This is a genomic window from Dietzia sp. JS16-p6b (assembly GCF_003052165.1).
Classification (GTDB): domain Bacteria; phylum Actinomycetota; class Actinomycetes; order Mycobacteriales; family Mycobacteriaceae; genus Dietzia.
This window is the reverse complement of sequence record NZ_CP024869.1, coordinates 3,589,593-3,606,596: the sequence shown is the minus strand read 5'-3', so window position 1 is coordinate 3,606,596 and position 17,004 is coordinate 3,589,593. Positions and strand designations below refer to the sequence as shown.

At 66.3% G+C, this 17,004-nt stretch carries 11 protein-coding genes; 6 read left to right on the top strand and 5 right to left on the bottom strand.

The genetic code is table 11. From position 1 onward, the window contains the following. Positions 1-13: 13 nt before the first annotated feature. On the bottom strand, positions 14-3,799 hold the full coding sequence (locus CT688_RS16635) for a hypothetical protein (RefSeq protein WP_159078023.1): 3,786 nt from the start codon (positions 3,797-3,799) through the stop codon (positions 14-16). Positions 3,800-4,076: 277 nt separating this feature from the next. On the opposite strand from CT688_RS16635, the gene CT688_RS16630 reads away from it, so the two are divergent. The 5 genes from CT688_RS16630 (at position 4,077) to dnaB (ending at position 8,393) form a co-directional block, all read left to right on the top strand. Further along, entirely contained in the window at positions 4,077-4,448 is a 372-nt protein-coding gene (locus tag CT688_RS16630; protein ID WP_370446317.1) for a LuxR C-terminal-related transcriptional regulator, read from the top strand. A 144-nt stretch (positions 4,449-4,592) separates the two neighbouring features. Further along, complete coding sequence (gene rpsF / locus CT688_RS16625) at positions 4,593-4,880, top strand: 30S ribosomal protein S6 (RefSeq protein ID WP_107757797.1); 288 nt, start codon at positions 4,593-4,595, stop codon at positions 4,878-4,880. 89 nt (positions 4,881-4,969) lie between these two features. After that, positions 4,970-5,527, top strand: coding sequence for a single-stranded DNA-binding protein (locus CT688_RS16620; RefSeq protein WP_107757796.1), 558 nt, complete (start codon positions 4,970-4,972; stop codon positions 5,525-5,527). 116 nt (positions 5,528-5,643) lie between these two features. Continuing rightward, on the top strand, positions 5,644-6,096 hold the full coding sequence (rplI, locus tag CT688_RS16615; protein ID WP_095719328.1) for a 50S ribosomal protein L9: 453 nt from the start codon (positions 5,644-5,646) through the stop codon (positions 6,094-6,096). 506 nt (positions 6,097-6,602) lie between these two features. Further along, positions 6,603-8,393: a replicative DNA helicase gene (dnaB, locus tag CT688_RS16610; RefSeq protein WP_197431536.1), complete on the top strand. Its 1,791-nt coding sequence runs from the start codon at positions 6,603-6,605 to the stop codon at positions 8,391-8,393. Between the two features lie 448 nt (positions 8,394-8,841). Here the strand turns inward: dnaB and CT688_RS16605 are convergent, their stop codons facing one another. Beyond that, positions 8,842-9,204 carry a hypothetical protein gene (locus CT688_RS16605; RefSeq protein WP_231750414.1) on the bottom strand — a complete coding sequence of 121 codons (363 nt, stop codon included), beginning with the start codon at positions 9,202-9,204 and terminating at the stop codon, positions 8,842-8,844. Positions 9,205-9,276: 72 nt separating this feature from the next. Between CT688_RS16605 and CT688_RS16600 the strand changes: the two genes are divergently transcribed. Continuing rightward, positions 9,277-10,590: an ISL3 family transposase gene (locus CT688_RS16600; protein ID WP_107755580.1), complete on the top strand. Its 1,314-nt coding sequence runs from the start codon at positions 9,277-9,279 to the stop codon at positions 10,588-10,590. Here the strand turns inward: CT688_RS16600 and CT688_RS16595 are convergent. From CT688_RS16595 to CT688_RS16585, 3 genes are read right to left on the bottom strand one after another with little or no spacing between them, the layout of a single operon-like run. Continuing rightward, positions 10,587-13,415, bottom strand: a complete 2,829-nt coding sequence (locus CT688_RS16595; RefSeq protein WP_231750413.1) for a type I restriction endonuclease subunit R — start codon at positions 13,413-13,415, stop codon at positions 10,587-10,589. The two genes, CT688_RS16600 and CT688_RS16595, sit on opposite strands and share 4 nt — an antisense overlap. Before the next feature lie 2 nt (positions 13,416-13,417). Then, positions 13,418-14,668 carry a restriction endonuclease subunit S gene (locus CT688_RS16590; RefSeq protein WP_107757794.1) on the bottom strand — a complete coding sequence of 417 codons (1,251 nt, stop codon included), beginning with the start codon at positions 14,666-14,668 and terminating at the stop codon, positions 13,418-13,420. Further along, a complete protein-coding gene (locus tag CT688_RS16585; RefSeq protein ID WP_107757793.1) occupies positions 14,665-16,641 on the bottom strand; it encodes a class I SAM-dependent DNA methyltransferase in 1,977 nt (658 codons plus the stop codon). The genes CT688_RS16590 and CT688_RS16585 overlap by 4 nt, the downstream gene beginning before the upstream one ends. Between the last annotated feature and the right edge of the window lie 363 nt (positions 16,642-17,004).

Below are 17,004 nucleotides of genomic sequence, written 5' to 3'. Positions count from 1 at the left end.
ACCGGATCGGTGGTCAGTCGCACAGGTCGAACGGCTCGGTGTCCGGGAAGTGACGGGCCCATTCCTCATCGGTGAGCTGCACCCCGCCCGCGCACGCCTCATCGATCACGCGGCCCACGTCGAGCCGCCACGTCCAGATGGCGCCTTCCGCGCCGACGGCGAGCACATCCCCCTCGGGAGATGCTGCCCGCGCCTGGTAGAGGAGGGCGTCGGTGGTGCCGCCGAGGACGGCCCACGGCTGCGGGGAGTCGGGGTCGGTGATGTCGACGACGGTGACCTGTCCGGTACTCGAGGTGAGCACGAGTCGCGAGTCGTCCGCCGAGAACGCGGCCCAGTAGATCTCACCGGGCGGCGCGATGAAGGAGGACAGTTCGCGAGGGGCTGTGGCGTCGCTCGCATCCCACAGTCGTACGGTCTTGTCGCCCCCCGAGGTGACCATGAGTGGCGAGTCGTGCGCGTATCCCGCCGCCGGCGAGCCGCCGATCCCGGTGGTGAGCCGGTGCGCGAACGAGGGCCTGTCGGGGTCGGTGGTGTCGATGATCACCGTCTCCGGTCCGAGCGTGGGCACGACGAGCTGCCGGGAGTCCGAGGAGAACTCGGCCACCACGCACGGGTCGGGGAGCGGGACGGTCACGCGCAGGCTCGGTCGCGTCGGGTCACTCACGTCGACCAGTCCGAGCTGTCGGTCGGTGTCGCTGCACACGGCCAGCGTGCGACCGTCCGGGCTGAGAGGGGTGGCCACCACGACCCCGTTGACGACGGGCAGGCTCGCGGTCGAGCGCGTCGCGGCGCCGAAGGGGGCGGTGAACAGCTGGATGCCGCCGTCCGCGAGTCCGGCGTAGACCACCCGGCCGTCCGGAGACATGGCGACGGAGCCGCTGAACCTGGTCTCGGGATCGGGGACGACCCGCCCGGTCTCCACCGGTACGGGACCCGTGGTGTCGACGATGGTGTGGTGGAGTTCGGCGGCGGTGACGCCGAGCACCCCGGTCGTCCGATCCGCGGAGGAGCCGGTCTGGAAGATGGAGTTGGACTCGGAGGCCGCACCCAGACGGTCGAGCGGCCAGAGCCTGACGAGGCCGTCGACGGAGTAGGTGAGCAGGTGGTCCTCGTCCATGAACCGTGCCCCGGTGGCGACCTGCGAGGCGGGGAGCTCGATGAGCATCGCGCCGGTGGGCCCGTAGATGCGGATCCTGTCGTCGGACCCCGCGGCCGCGAGTCGCCCCTGGTCGTCGTAGGAGACGTCGTTGACGTAGGCGTTCCACCCGTCGAGGGAGGACAGGGGGCGGGCCCCGGAGAGGTCGCCGCGCTCTATCGCCCACCGTTGGACTGAGCGGTCGGTGGTGCCCGCGGCGATCCGGGTGCCGTCCGGGCTGACGGCGAGGGAGAGCGGGATGGCGACCGGTCCGGTGTCGAGGTCCGGACCGCGCCGTCCGGCTCCGTCGGCCGCCGCGTCGAGGAGGGTCTTGACGCCGAACGTGCGGTTGGTCGCGAGCAGGGTGGAGGAGTCGGACAGCCATGCCAGGGACTCCACCGGCCTGACCGTCTCCGAGCCGGGGTCGGGGGTGGCCACCCTGGCGCCAAGGTCGGTGACGGTGGGGATCCCGCCCCGCTCGGCGATCGGCCAGCGCAGGACGCGTCCGTCGTGTGAGCCGGCGGCGAGCGTCAGGCCGTCGGGTGAGAACGCCACGGAGTGGAACGGGGCGGCGGCCGGTTCCAGCGTGGAGAGCGCCCGAGGCGCCGAGGTGTCCCGGACGTCGACCAGGTAGACCCCTCCCTGCCCGGCCACGGCCAGGACCGCGCCGTCCGGTGAGAGATCGGCGGCGTGGAGTTCGTGTCGGTCACCGGAGGTCAGGCCGAGCGTGGCCCGGGGTGCTCCGCCGTCCTCCCCGAAGATGCGGAGGACGCCGTCGGACCCCACCGCCGTGAAGGTTCCGGTGTCCGGCAGCGGGATCACCCGCCCGCTTCCGGCGGTGGTCTCGTAGCGGAGAGGCACGTCGGCCCTGCTGGTGTTGAGCAGAGCGGACCGGGCCTCGGTGGTGGGGTGGATCCGGTACGCGGCCAGCGCGAGCATCCGGCCGAGGGCGGGGTCGCGATTGAACGCGGTCGCCGACGAGACCGCTCCGGAGCGGGACAATGCGGAATCCCGGGTGTCCTGGGCGGTCGCGGTGGCGCGGAGTGCGAAGCCGGTGGCGGCCAGCGCCAGGACGGTGACCGCCGCGAGGGATGCCGCGAGCGAGGTGAGGGTCCGGATCCGCCTACGGTCCCGCCGTGCGACGGCCTCGTGGTGGGCGGCGGACGCGTCCAGGAAGTCGAGTTCCGAGGGCGAGAGGTGCACCCCGGTCTCCTCGTTGTTCTGCCGCCACTCCTGGAAGTCGGCGCTCGCCGACGCGGATGCCAGGGCGCCGTCGTCCCGTCCGCTGCTCTCCCAGTCCGCGGCGCCGGAGCGCACCCGGCCGAGCACTCGCAACCCGTCCCGGTCGGAGTCGATCCAGTCGGCCAACCGGGGCCAGGAGGAGAAGACGACCTCGTGGGTGGGTGTGACCGCCTCCCCGTCGACCGTGAGCAGCCCCACCTCGGCGAACGGTGCGGCCACGGCGCGGAGTTCCTCGGAGAGTTCGGGGAGGGGGGCGCGGCGCCGGACCGTCCGAGCCGAGCGGACATCGACCAGGCGCAGGAACAGGCCGCGGCACGCCCGTCGCCCGCCCGGGCCCAGCTGCTGGTAGACGGCCTCGGCGGTGGCGCGGATCGCCCCTTCGGTGCCGCCCGACGCGTAGTAGTCATCGACGGTTATCCGTCGCCGGCGACTGCGCTCCCAGCAGACCAGGAGGACGTGGGAGAGCAGGGGAAGCAGGGACCGCTCGTCCCCGCCGCCGTCCGACGGGGCCACGGTGTCGAGCAGTAGCGTCACCAACGAGGGCTCGACGGTGTATCCGAGCGATCGGGCCGGTTCGACGATGATCTCCGCGAGCGCCTCTCGGCTCGGCGGGCCGATCACCACCGGGTCGTCGAGTGCCTCACGCAGGATCGGTTCCGCGAGGGCGGGCTGGAAGAAGTCGGCGCGCAGGGCGGCCACGGTCGGCAGGCCGCGTGCCGCCCGCTGCGCCAGGAACTCCAGGACCCCGGCTCGCGTGGCGTCGTCGACGTCGGCGCCCCAGAGCTCCTCCAGTTGGTCGACGATCAGGTGGTCCGCCGACCCGGCCAGGTCGGCATCCACCTCCTCGGGCCGGGCGATCACCACCGACGCCCCATCGTCCGCCCACCGCGGAGCGACACCGGCGGCCAGGAGTGAGGACTTCCCGGAGCCCGACGCCCCGACGACGACCAGGATCCGCGTCCGCCCTTCGGCGACGCGTCGCAGGACCAACTCGATCTCGGGCGCCCGGCCGTGGAAGAGCGGCGAGTCGAAAGCGTCGTAGGGGCGCAACCCCACGTAGGGGCTGTGGGAGTCGGATGGTCGGGGAAGTGCCGAACGCGGGGGGACCCGGTCCGGCCCCGAGGGCCTCTCGGGGGACGCGCCGTCCGCGGGCCGAGGTCCTGTACCGGGCTCTCCGGGGCGGTCCGCGTCGGCTCCCCGATGCCCGACTCGTCGGGGTCCGGGGCGGGAGCGGACCCGTTCGACGGCCGCGAGCCACTCGTCGGTGTACCGGGATGCCCCGAGGAGGTCGAGCACGGTGACGAGGGTGGCCTCGCTCGATCGGGTGGGGACGTGCTGCCCGGAGAACCACCCGGATGCGGTGCCCAGCGTGAGAGGCGGAACCAGCCGCACCACGTCCCGGACAGACAGCCCGGCGGTCACCCGGAGCGCGGTGAGCGCCGCGCCGAGCTCTTCGCGCGTCTGAACCTGAGAGGGATCTGAAGCACTTCCGGGAGGCTTCATATCCTCGGGAGTGGTGTTCACAGTAAACATCGTACGGTCGGGTTTTGGGATGCAGGGCGTCCTGATCAGCATCTCCCTGGGATTTCACACGATCGTACGACGCTCTCGTACGGACTTGTACGGACATCTGGCCCACGGATGACCCGCTGATCCAGGCGCAGCACTATTAGTTCACTCTCACCTGACGGAGGACTTCGTGACTGCGACACTCCCTTTCACGCCCACGCCCACGCCCACGCCCACGCGCCACGCCAACAGCGAGCCCGGCACCCGCTGTGCTGCTGTACGCGACGCCGCCGTGCGCGAACCCACCGCGCACGGCGCCCAGCATCGGCCTGCGTCCCGCCCGGAGCTCAGCGATCGCGAGGTCGAGGTGCTGATCGCCTGGCTTGCCTGCGACAGCAAACGGGAGGTCACCGAGCGCCTGTTCCTCGCGGACTCCACGGTCAGCACCTACATCCAGCGTGTGAGGTCGAAGTACGACGCGGTCGGCCGGCCTGCCCGGACCAAGGTGCGACTGCTGGTGCGCGCGGTCGAGGACGGGTATATCGGACTCGACGATCTCTAGACGGGGCCTGCGGGTGCGCGGCCTCCGGGGATTTCGTTCGCCGAGCGCACGCGGGGTAGCCTTAGCGGGTTGCTGACGCAACGACCCTCCTGCCACGGAGATCCCGTGGCCGAATCTGTAGTCCACAGGAGGTGATGAGGTCCCATGCGTCAATACGAAGTGATGGTCATCCTCGATCCGAGTCTCGACGAGCGCACCGTGGCGCCGTCGCTGGACACGTTCCTCAACGTGATCCGGCAAGAGGGCGGTTCGGTCGACAAGGTCGATGTCTGGGGCAAGCGCCGCTTCGCCTACGAGATCAACAAGCAGACCGAGGGCATCTACGCCGTCGTGCAGATCAAGTCCGGCCCGGACGCGGTCAAGGAGCTGGATCGTCAGCTCGGCCTGAACGAGAACGTGCTCCGCACCAAGGTGCTCCGCGCCGACAAGTGACCCGGACTGTCCGGCTCGCCCGCTAACCTGGGCGGGGTCGGTCGAGTTCCGATCACATCCACCTGAGCGTCAACACGGAGGACAAGCGCATGGCACAGGGCGACACCCCCATCACCGTGGTCGGGAACATCGTCGCGGATCCCGAGCTGCGGTTCACGCCGTCGGGTGCCGCGGTGGCGAACTTCCGGGTCGCCTCGACGCCGCGCCGCTTCAACTCCCAGACCAACCAGTGGGAGGACGGCGAAGGCCTGTTCCTCACCTGCAACGTGTGGCGCCAGGCCGCCGAGAACGTGGCGGAGTCCCTGCAGAAGGGGATGCGCGTCATCGTCAACGGTCGTCTGCGCCAGCGGTCGTACGAGACCCGTGAGGGCGAGAAGCGCACGGTGTACGAGGTGGAGGTCGACGAGGTCGGCCCGTCGCTCAAGTACGCCACCGCCAAGGTGACCCGCACCAACCGCGAGGGCGGCGGGGGCGGATTCCAGGGTGGTGGCCAGCAGGGCGGCGGATTCCAGTCCGGCGGCCAGGCGCAGGGCGGTTACGGCGGCGGCCAGGGCGGTGGCCAGCAGAACGACGATCCGTGGGGCAGCGCTCCCCGGGCCGGCGGTTCCGGTGGCTTCGGCGGCATGGACGACGAGCCCCCGTTCTGATCCCAGGGTCTTTTCCCTCGGGGCGCGAGATGCGCCCCACCCCATAAGCAAGAGACATGACCTCGCGAGAGTCCGGCCCCGGTCGGCTCGTCGGAGGAAAGAAAGGTAGACGGATCATGAAGCTGATCCTCACCGCCGACGTCGACAAGCTCGGTGCGCCGGGCGACATCGTCGAGGTCAAGGGCGGATACGGTCGCAACTTCCTGCTCCCGCGCGGGCTGGCCATCGTGGCCACCCCGGGCGCCGAGCGCCAGATCGAGTCCATCAAGCGGGTCCAGGAGGCTCGTGAGGTGCGCGACTCGGACCACGCCAACGAGCTCAAGCAGAAGCTGGAGTCGCTCGCCGACGTCAAGGTCGCCGTCAAGACCTCCGACACAGGCAAGTTGTTCGGTTCGGTGACCGCGGGCGATGTCGCCTCCGCGATCAAGTCGGCCGGGGGGCCGGCGGTCGACAAGCGCGCCGTCCACATGCCCAAGGAGCACATCAAGTCGACCGGCGCCCAGAGCGTCGTCGTCGAACTGGGTCACGACACGACCGCCAAGGTCGCGTTCGAGGTCGTCCCCGCCTGATCTGCCACGAAGGCCCCGGTCGTCGTCTGTGACGACCGGGGCCTTCGTCATGGTCTCCCCGGGGTTGTGGACCGCCTGTGGATAACGCCGGCGGCAAAATACAATGGTGTCGGTTTCGATACCGATAATGTTCATCTTTCGTTACCTATTGCGTCGACGTGGGGTTCGTGTTAACGGCAGCTCTCCACCGACCGCCGAAGCGGCAAAGCCGGGCGTGACCAGCACGTTTGTTCATTCGCGACCGGCTTCTCCACTGGTTGTCCACACGACGCATGGCGCCGGCCCAGCGAATCGCACATTCATCCACAGTTGTCCACAGCCGGCCACCAACGATTGTGGAGAAGCCTGTGGATAACGTGACGGGTGACTGCCGGACGTCTCGCTGCGGTGGCCTACAGTGAACTGGTCACGCGGAGCAGGCGAGTCGGCTCGGGAGTACCGCACGCGAGGGCGTGAGGGGGAGAGGAGAGGTCATGGCGCAGGGGGGATTCGACGGATCCGACGAGATGCCGCCTCCGCCTGACGAGGGTGGGGGTTCGGACTTCGGTCGCACCCCGCCGCAGGATCTCACCGCGGAGCAATCGGTGCTCGGCGGGATGCTCCTCAGCAAGGACGCCATCGCGGACGTGGTGGAGGAGATACAGCCGGGCGACTTCTACAAGCCGTCGCACCAGGCCGTCTACGACGTGATCCTGGACCTCTACGCCCGCGGCGAGCCGGCGGACGCCGTCACCGTGGCCGCCGAGCTGGATCGTCGTGGTGACCTCCGGCGTGCCGGCGGGGCCGCGTACCTCCACACCCTCATCTCCACCGTGCCCACGGCCGCCAACGCGGGGTACTACGCCCAGATCGTCTCGGAGAAGGCGATTCTGCGCCGCCTGGTCGACGCCGGGACGCGGATCGTGCAGTTCGGCTACTCGGGGTCCGAGGGAGCCGACGTGGCCGAGGTCGTGGACCGCGCGCAGGCGGAGATCTTCGAGGTCACCGAGCGGCGGACCACCGAGGACTACGTGGTCATCGAGGAGCTCCTGCAGCCCACGATGGACGAGATCGACGCCATCCACACCGCCGGTGGTCTGAGCAACGGCGTGCCCACGGGTTTCGCCGACCTCGACGCCATCACCAACGGGTTGCACGGTGGCCAGATGATCATCATCGCCGCCCGCCCCGGCGTCGGTAAGGCCCTCGCCCTGGACACCGTGCTCCCGACCCCGGACGGCGAGACCATGATGGGCGACGTCGTCGTAGGCGACCGGGTCCTCGGCGCCGACGGGCAGCCGACCGAGGTGGTGGCTGTGACCGAGGTGTGGGAGGACCGTCCGTGCTTCACGCTCCGGTTCAACGACGGCGCGGAGATCGTGGCCGACGCGGAGCACGAGTGGCGGATCGAGATGGGCGGCACCCACCAGACCGTCACCACCAAGTCCCTCGAGACGCTGATGCTGGTGAGCGATTTCGGGATCCTCGTGCCCGAGAGTGCCAGTTCGAGCCGCCCCGATCGGTTGATCATCGACGTCCGGGGCGCGCACAGTGTGCCGGTCAGGTGCATCGAGGTCGCCGCCGACGATCATCTGTACCTGGCCGGCCCCACCGCGATCCCCACACACAACTCCACCATCGGCCTGGACATCATGCGCTCGTGCTCGATCAAGAACGGGCTCTCCTCGGTCCTGTTCTCCCTGGAGATGAGCAAGACCGAGATCGTCATGCGCCTCATGAGCGCCGAGGCGCGCGTCAAGCTCTCCGACATGAAGTCGGGGAAGATGAGCGACGAGGACTGGACCCGCATGGCCCGGCGGATGGGCGAGATCTCCGAGGCCCCACTGTTCATCGACGACTCGCCCAACCTCACCATGATGGAGATCCGGGCCAAGGCTCGCCGGCTCAAGCAGAAGCACGACCTGCGGCTGATCGTGGTGGACTACCTGCAGCTGATGTCCAGCGGCAAGAAGGTCGAGTCCCGCCAGCAGGAGGTCTCCGAGTTTTCCCGCCAGCTCAAGCTGCTGGCCAAGGAGCTCGACGTCCCTCTGATCGCCATCTCGCAGCTGAACCGTGGCCCAGAGCAGCGCACCGACAAGCGGCCCCAGGTCTCCGACCTCCGCGAGTCCGGCTCGCTGGAGCAGGACGCCGACATCGTCATGCTGCTCCACCGCCCCGACTCCACCGAACGCGACGACCCCCGCGCCGGCGAGGCCGACCTGATCCTGGGCAAGCACCGTGGCGGTCCGACCTCCACCATCACCGTGGCGCACCAGCTTCACTACTCGCGGTTCGTCGACATGGCGCGGGGCTTGTAGGTGCCGTGTCGGTTCTCAAACAATCTGTCAGTTTCTCACCGGTGTGTCACACGGTTCGCAGCAATCTGTCACCTTCCCGATCTGGCGACACCACGCGCCTGAGTAGGCGGGCGGCGCGCGGCTGCGCTTGGAGGCTATCTACGCTTGGATTCGACCGCGCCGCCGCTGATCGCGCGGATCGATTTTCCACTGGGGGTGTCGGGATATTCGACTCTGACGGGTTTAGGGCGGGGCGGAGGGATTGCAACCGCCGGGGCGATGTTGTCTGCGGGTGGATGCTCTAGCAACTGTTGCTGTCGCACATGCTTCACAGAGCCCACGCACTGGCGGCGCTTGTTCGGCCGGTCGAAGTGCGGGACTAGCTTGCCGTTACTTCCCAGCTGTGAATGCTGGCCACAGTCGTTGCACGTAGCCCATCTGACACTCTCGTCGGACGTCATCAGACGGTTCAGCTTGCCTTGCTCAGTGTTCGGTAGACGGCCGGCAGGAGCTCGCCGAGCAGTGCGCGGGCCAGGTCCTGGTTGTTGAGGATCTGGGCAGACAGGTCCGCCGAGGAGTCCATGGATCCGATCACGGCGTCGGTGAAGGCGACATCGATGTCGGGGCTCGCGCGGAACTGAGCGAGTGAGTTGTTCCGCGCCTGCGTCTTGAGGGTCTCGCTCTCTTCGAGCCGGTCCTTGATGTGGGTGACCACGTTGCGGACGGAGGAGTCGGGGTGGTCGCCGGCGAACAGATCGTTGATGCGGTCGATAACCGGCTCTTCCGGATCCGGAGTGCGTAGCGGGGATGCTGCGGTGATGCGGTGAGGCACAAGATGTAGGGGTCCTGGGGCGTGTGAAGATGCAAGTTCCTACACCAGCACTTCGCATCCCCAGGACCCGCTTTGAACGCTACCGCCAGCCTGCTCGCCGACACCATCTGCCGCACCGTCGAGCTCGGGGTGACCATCACCGACGCCGCTGTGGCTGACGAGCTCACGCACCTGTTCTGCGCCCCGGTCACACTCGACCCGATCTGCGCCGAGTGCGGGATGGCGGGCCGTTTGCGGGACCACGTCCAGCGGAAGGTCACGGATCTACCGATCGTCGGGCATCCCACCAGACTGCACGTGCGGGTACCGCGCTTCACCTGCGACAACACCGAGTGCGCTACGAGGATCTTCCAGCAGCGGATGCCGGCGTTGGCCGAGCCGCGGGCCAAGACCACCCGCCGCTGCAGCCGCTGGATCCTGCAGCGTCTGGCGATCGACCGCACCAGCGTGTCCGCCGTGGCCAAGGCCCTCGGGCTGGGGTGGGACCTGGTCAATGACCTGGCGGTCTCGGAGGTTCGCACGATGGTCTACGAGCAGCCCGGACACTTCGACGGAGTCCGCGTTCTCGGTGTCGATGAGCACAAATGGAAGCACGTGCGCGGCGACGGCAGCAGTGCGTTCGTCACCGTCCTGGTCGACCTGACCCCGGTCGTGGACGGCACCGGCCCGTCTCGCCTGTTGGACATGGTCCCGGGCCGTTCGGCGAAGGTCCTCACCGAGTGGCTGGACGCCCGTGACCAGGTGTTTCGAGACCGGGTCAAGGTTGTCACGATGGACGGGTTCGCCGGCTACCACACCGCCGCCGCCAGCGCGGTGCCCGCTGCCCGGACGGTGATGGACCCGTTCCACGTCGTGCACCTGGCCGCCGACAAGCTCACCGTGTGCCGCCAACGCATCCAGCAGGCCACCACCGGGCACCGGGGCCGCACGGGCGACCCGCTGTACGGCATCCGCCGCACCCTGCGAACCCGCGCTGAACTGCTGACCGACAAGCAGAAGATGCGCCTGTTCCAAGCGTTCACCGCCCATGACGCGCACGCGGCGGTGGAGGTCACCTACGGCGTCTACCAGCGACTCATCACTGCTTACGAAGCCTCGGGCAAGCGGGAGGGCAAGATCGCTATGTACAAGCTCCTCAAGTCGATCCGGGCCGGTGTACCCGCCGAACTCCCCGAGCTCGCGCAGCTCGGCCGTTCGCTGTGGAAGCGGCATCGGGAGATCCTGGCCTACTTCGACGTGGGCGCTTCCAACGGCCCCGTCGAAGCCATCAACGGACGCCTCGAGCACCTCCGCGGAATCGCCCTGGGCTTCCGGAACCTCAAGCACTACATCTTGCGGTCACTGATCCACTCCGGACAGCTTCAGGACCGGATCAATGCACTCTAAAACCGGAAGGGCCCGATAACCTCGTTGAGCGCGACCATGTCGGGGTCGCGGACGGTGCCGGTGCCAGCCTCGCGCGCGGGCTCGAGCGGCGTCCCGCCGGAGAGCTCACCGTCACGGGTGGCCTGCCGGTGATGGCCGAGGTAGTCGATAGCCACCGCAGACAGATCGATGGGGGTGTCCTTCTCACCACTGCTCAGCTGCGGGGCCAGGAGCTTGAGGAACAGCGCGAGCTTCTCCAGCCAGGGGTTCTCGTAGTCGAACAACTGGGACAGGAACTCGTACTGCCGGACGTAGGTGCCGACGTCTTTGCGGAACATCTGCAACTCGTCGATCTCCACCGCGTCGGAGGCCTCGACCGCCGACCGCATCCGAACCGTGAAACGGTCGGCAGCGGGAGCGACCCACTTCACCAGCGCGTTGTGGCCTTCACGGCCGAGGAATGCATTGGCGAAGCCGTCGACCTCGGAGCGTTCGTAGATGCCGGCAACGGAGAGTTTGCGTTCGGTGTCGTGGACGATGTTCGGGTCGGTGACGTCGGCCAGAGTGGTGGCCTCGTAGTAGGGCGCGAAGGCGTCGACGATGTCGTCGACCTCGTTTGTGAAATCCAGTACGAAGGTCTGGTCCTTCAGAGGCGGGAACGTCCGGTTAAGCCGGGATAGGGTCTGCACGGCCTGAACCCCGCCGAGCCGCTTGTCGACATACATGGCAACAAGCTTGGGCTGGTCGAACCCGGTCTGGAACTTGTTGGCCACCAGCATCACCTGGAACTCGTCGGTTGCAAACGCATCCCGCAGGTCGCGGCCCTGGAGCCCGGGGTTCATGTTGATCTCGGAGAACGGCTCGTCGGTGCCGGACTCAGGGTCAGCCACTTCCCCGGAGAACGCGACCAGCGCGGCGACGTCGGTGTAGCCGTTCTTCTTCACGTAGTCATCGAAGGCAAGTTTGTAGCGCACGGCGGCCTTGCGCGAGCTGGTCACCACCATAGCCTTGGCCTGCCCGTTCAGCCGCCAGGCCACGTTCTGGCGGAAGTGCTCCACGATGATCTGCACCTTCTGCGAAATGTTGGTGGGGTGCAGCTTGACCCAGTTCATCACCGACTTCACTGCGGCGGACCGGTCCACCAGGTCGTCGTCGCTGCCCTCGGTGGTCACGGCGACGGTGCCTTCCCCGGTGTCGCTGGTGGCGTAGGTCTTGCCGTTGTGCGACAGCCGGAACGCAGTCTTGTACGGGGTGTAGTTGCGCAGGACATCCAGGATGAAGCCCTCGTCAATCGCCTGCTGCATCGAGTACAGGTGAAACGGCTGCGGCGTGCCGTCGGGGCCGGGGCGGCCGAACAGCTCGAGCGTGGTGGCCTTGGGTGTGGCGGTGAAGGCGAAGAAGGAGATATTGCCGGCCTCAGCGCGGGCTTTCGTCTCGGCAGCGATCAGGTCCTCGGCCGACACGGCCCCGCCTTGGGCGACCTCGTCGAGCTCGGCCTGCGACAGGACCTGCTTGAGCTTGTTGGACGCCCCGCCGGCCTGGGAGGAATGAGCTTCGTCGGCAATGATCGCAAAAGACCGACCCTGGAGAGTGGTGCGGTCGGAGATGGCGTCCAGGGCGTAGGGGAAGGTCTGGATGGTGACGACGACGATGTGGGTCCCCGACTCGAGAGCTTCGGCCAGTTCTGAGGATTTCGAGCCGGTCAGCCCATCGATGTGGGCCACGACGCCGGTGGTGCGGTTGATCTGGTGGATGGCCTCTTGCAGTTGCGCGTCGAGCACGGTCCGGTCAGTGACCACGATGACGGAGGAGAACACCTTGTCGTCGTCGTCGTTATAAAGGGTGGCGAGTCGCTGCGCGAGCCAGGAGATGGAGTTGGTCTTGCCCGAGCCGGCGGAGTGCTGGACGAGGTACTTATACCCGGGCCCTTCAGCGCGGGCGGCGCCGACGAGTCGGGTGACGGCGTCCCACTGGTGGTAGCGCGGGAACAGCAGGGTCTCTTTGCGGGTCTTCTTGCCGGTGTCCGGGTCGCGCTTCTCGGTGATCTCCAGGTGCAGGAACCGGTCGAGGATCTCCAGCCAGGTGTCGCGGGCGAGGATGATCTCCCACAGGTAGGCGGTGGCCGAGCCGTGCGGGTTGGGCGGGTTGCCGGCGTGGTGGCCGTTGCCGCGGTTGAAGGGCAGGAACACGGTGTCCTGGCCGGCGAGCCGGGTGGTCATGTGCACTTCGGTGTTGGAGACGGCGAAGTGCACCAGGGCGCGGGTGGCAAAGCCGAGCAGCGGCTCGCCCTTGGGCAGGCGGTCCTTCTTGTACTGCTCGATCGCGTGCTCGACGGATTGCGTGAAGTCGGTCTTGAGCTCAGCGGTGGCGACGGGGATGCCGTTGACAAAGAAGACCAGGTCGATGGCCTTGCCCGGGCGGGACCGCGAGTAGTGCACCTGCCGCATGACCCGCAGCCGCACGGCCTGATGCTTGGCGGCGGTGGTGGTGTTGAGCCCGGAGTTGGGCTTGAACTGGCACATCGCGAAGTGCGCGTTGAAGTCGGAGAAGCCGCGGCGCAGCACGGCGAGTGTTCCACCGTCAGCTTTGAGATCCGCCGAGAGGGCTTTGGATAGCCGCTGAAGCAGCGCGGCCTTGGATTTCTCCTGCGCCGCGGGTGGGTCTGCGGGTTTGACGCGCTTCTCCCACTCGTCGGGCTGGGTGTGCTGCAGCCACCAGAACACGTCTTCGGGGAAGAGGGCTAGTTCGCGGTCGTACCCGGCATCGTTGGGCGAGTACTCCCAACCGTTCGCGGCCAGGTGGGCGCAGATCTCGTCTTCGAGCACGGACTCGTGATGCTGGGCCATGACTACACAGCCTCCCTCACGTCGATCTTGCCCGTCACTGCATTGGCGATCAGGGCGGAGCGGTACTCGTGGAGTGTCTCGATCATCTCAAGCGACTTAATAATCAGCGCATCGATATTTGCGCATCGTGCGTCCAAGAATTTCACGACCGCGTGCTGCTCCTCAATTGGCGGAATCCAGATCGGTGCCGCGCCCAAAGACTCGTGGTTCACTTTCGGCATCGCGACTCGCATCGACGAGTCAATTACATAATCGGTGAAGGGCTGAGACAACAGTTCGTACATAAGGAATCCGGAGGCGAGCTCGTTCTGATCGGTTGATAGGCCGTACATGTCTGCGCTGCAGAGGCAGTCAACTGGCGCTATAGTGACCTTCGCCAGGTTTGGTCGAATTTTCGAATAAATCACTTGACCAGCCGTAACTCGATATTTGCCGCTATCTGCGGCCTGCTCGTCGGCGGTCTCAGTCTCAATCAGCCTGCCTGTCCCCGATTCCACATGATTCGGCGCGATTAGGATCATTTCGCGGTACGGTTCGTTCCGAGGATCTACTTGTCCGGAATTGATCGATACATGGCGACTGAGCCTGCTGAAGATCCAATGCTGGGGGAGGGCGTCAATCCACCTGGTGCCTGTTTCCTTCAAGTGCGTCTCTGGAGAGAGCCCTCTAGTGACCGCGTGGGTGATTGTGGCGGCGCGGTCCTCGCGCAGGGTGGCGATAAGCTGCTCCTGCTTGTCGATCAGCGCATCGATCTTGGCGGTCTCGCGGTCGAGGAATCGAACTATCTGCTCTTGTGCCAATAGTCCTGGATGCGCAATCATAAATCCTTTGATGAGGGGCATCCGCAATGAATCTACAGTTGTTTTTGCGCTTCCATCTAAAGCGACTTTCGCGAACAATGCCGAGAGGTAGTAGTAGAAGTATCTTCCAGATACTGCCCGAAAATTGAAGAACGCATATACGCGTTGATGGTAATCAAACTTCCCGACGTAATAGTGAAAAACTTGCCCCACAGCGCCATCTCCAGGAGTTAGCACGGCTTCGCCATCCATGGACCAAGTGTCGATGCGCTGTACATTTTCAGATCGAATGAAGAATGGATATTCACCGTCGTCAACGCGATGCACGGTGTCGCGATCACCGGTCTGAACATCGCAAATGTAGCGAAGTGGCCGCACTGACCAATCACATGGAATTGCGCCGATCCACTCGACGTCGGACTCCTTGTATTCCGTGTACGCAGGCCAGGTCATGCCCCCACCTCCGCGAGCATGGCCTGGATTTCCGTCACGAGTTTGCGGAGGTCCTTCTGGATTTCTTCGAGGGGGCGGGGCGGGGTGTATCGATAGAAGTGGCGGGTGAAGGGGATTTCGTAGCCGATGCGGGTCTTGTCGTGGTCGATCCACGCGTCCGGCACGTGGGGCAGGACCTCGCTTCCGAAGTACTCCTCGATGTCCTCGGTCAGCGGGACGTTCTCTGTGTCCCGGAGTGAGGTGTCGGGTTCGGGCTTGCCCTTGGTGGTGATGACGTCGGCCTCGGGATCGTGTTCGCCGATCGTCGTCCAAATCGTCTTGATCACCGGGGCACCGACCTTGGCCATGCCCGCAGCCTTCAGCGCGGCCCTGAGCTCGGTGACGAAGGCATCGCGGTTGGTCCACTCGCGGCCCGAGAGGCCATCGAGGGCGCTGCGGATGGCGTCCTGGTCGGCCGCAGGGAGCTTGGCGATGGCCTTGGTCGCGAGCACGAGTTCGGCGGTGTCGTCGGCGATGTGGAATCGCAGCTGCAGGGGCCGCTCAACGGTGATGGTGCGGTATCCGAACTCCGAGTTGTCGAACACCTTTGACAGGGCGGGCGCCTCGTCGTCGTTTTGGTGGTTTTCAAAGCCGTCGTAGAGTTCGCAGATCTTCTCGATGTCCTGCTGGCGGAGTTCCTTGCGCTTGGAGCCGAGGGACTTGCGCATCTTGCCGGACATCTCGACCGCGTTGATGAGCTGGACCTTGCCCTTGCGCTCCTCGGTCTTGGCGTTGTCCAGGATCCAGATGTAGGTAGAGATGCCGGTGTTGTAGAACATGTCCGTCGGCAGCGCGATGATCGCGTCAAGCAGGTCGTTTTCGATGATCCACTGCCGGATATTGGACTCGCCGGAGCCGGCGCCGCCGGTGAACAGGGGCGAGCCGTTGAGGACGATCGCCAGCCGGGAGCCCTTGTCCTCCGGGGAGCGGACGGGCCGCATCTTGCTGATCAGGTGCATCAGGAACAGCAGAGAGCCGTCGGAGACCCGCGGTAGGCCGGGACCGAAACGGCCCGCGAAGCCCCGCTGCTCGTGCTCGTCCTTGACCGCCTTCTGCTGCGTCTTCCACTCCACCCCGAACGGCGGATTCGACAGCAGGAAGTCGAAGTGCTCGCCGTGGAAGCCGTCGTCGGTGAGCGTGTCACCGTTGTAGATGTTCCCCACGCCCTGGCCCTTGATCACCATGTCCGACTTACACATGGCGTACGAGCGCGGGTTGACCTCCTGGCCGTACAGCACCGGCTTGGCGTCGGGGTTCATCTCCACCAAGTGGTCGTAGGCGACCGAGAGCATGCCGCCCGTGCCCGCCGCGGGGTCGTAGATGGTGCGCACGATGCCGGGAGTGGTGAGCTCGAGGTCCTTGTCGGCGTACAACAGGTCGACCATCAGGGAGATGACTTCACGCGGAGTGAAGTGGTCACCGGCCTGGGCGTTGTTGGACTCGGCGAACTTTCTGATGAGTTCCTCGAAGATGTAGCCCATGTCGTGCCCGCTGACCCGATCCGGGTGCAGGTCGACGTTCGCGAAGTCCTTGACGATCAGGAACAGGCGGTCCTTCTTGTTAAGATCATCGATCAGTTCGGGGAGCTTGTAGCCGTCGAAGACGTCCCGGATGTTGGGCGAGAACCCCTCGATGTAATCGATGAGATTGTCCGCCAGGCCCGCCGGGTCCGCCGCGAGCTTGCCGAAGTCCCACGCCGAGGTGTTGAAGAACGGCAGCCCGAACCTTGACCGCAGAACCACGAACGGGTCGATGCCGCTGTCCTGCAACCGCGCGTACTCGGTGAGCACCTCCGCCTTGGTCGGCGCGAGGATCGCGTCCAGGCGCCGCAGGATCGTGAACGGCAGGATCACGTCGCCGTATTGGTTGGGCTGGTAGGGCCCGCGCAGCTTGTTGGCGATGGACCAGATGAAGGCGGCGTTGGTGGTGGGCAACTCGGGTAGTTCCTTAATCGAGGATGGCCGACTACTTAAACGTAGTGGTCGCACCTGGTGTCCGTGGTTAAGACGCACCGCCGCCAGGATCGGGCGCATTGGACATCATTGGCCATTGACCACCGACAGATGTCCGTGATGAGATGGGCGGATCGGAGACAAGCTGCCCCGAGCCGAAAGAAGGGAGGTCGACCGAGTCGCTAACGCGGCTCTGCAGACCGACCAGGCGTCGGGTGCAGCTTCGGTCCTTCGGTATGAACAAAATTCCGCCCGCACGGCTCGGTGCGCCACGACGCGCAGACCAGCCGATCGATGACCGCTCGCCGACGCGCATCCACCTGTCTCTGCCCGGATGGCTTGTCC

Bases quoted from the DNA above. Each gene is read 5' to 3' on its own strand.
- CT688_RS16620 (WP_107757796.1), top strand. From the start codon at position 4,970: ATGGCACAGGGCGACACCCCCATCACCGTGGTCGGGAACATCGTCGCG.
- CT688_RS16595 (WP_231750413.1), bottom strand. From the start codon at position 13,415: ATGGCCCAGCATCACGAGTCCGTGCTCGAAGACGAGATCTGCGCCCAC.
- rplI (WP_095719328.1), top strand. From the start codon at position 5,644: ATGAAGCTGATCCTCACCGCCGACGTCGACAAGCTCGGTGCGCCGGGC.
- CT688_RS16590 (WP_107757794.1), bottom strand. From the start codon at position 14,668: ATGACCTGGCCTGCGTACACGGAATACAAGGAGTCCGACGTCGAGTGG.
- dnaB (WP_197431536.1), top strand. From the start codon at position 6,603: ATGCCGCCTCCGCCTGACGAGGGTGGGGGTTCGGACTTCGGTCGCACC.
- rpsF (WP_107757797.1), top strand. From the start codon at position 4,593: ATGCGTCAATACGAAGTGATGGTCATCCTCGATCCGAGTCTCGACGAG.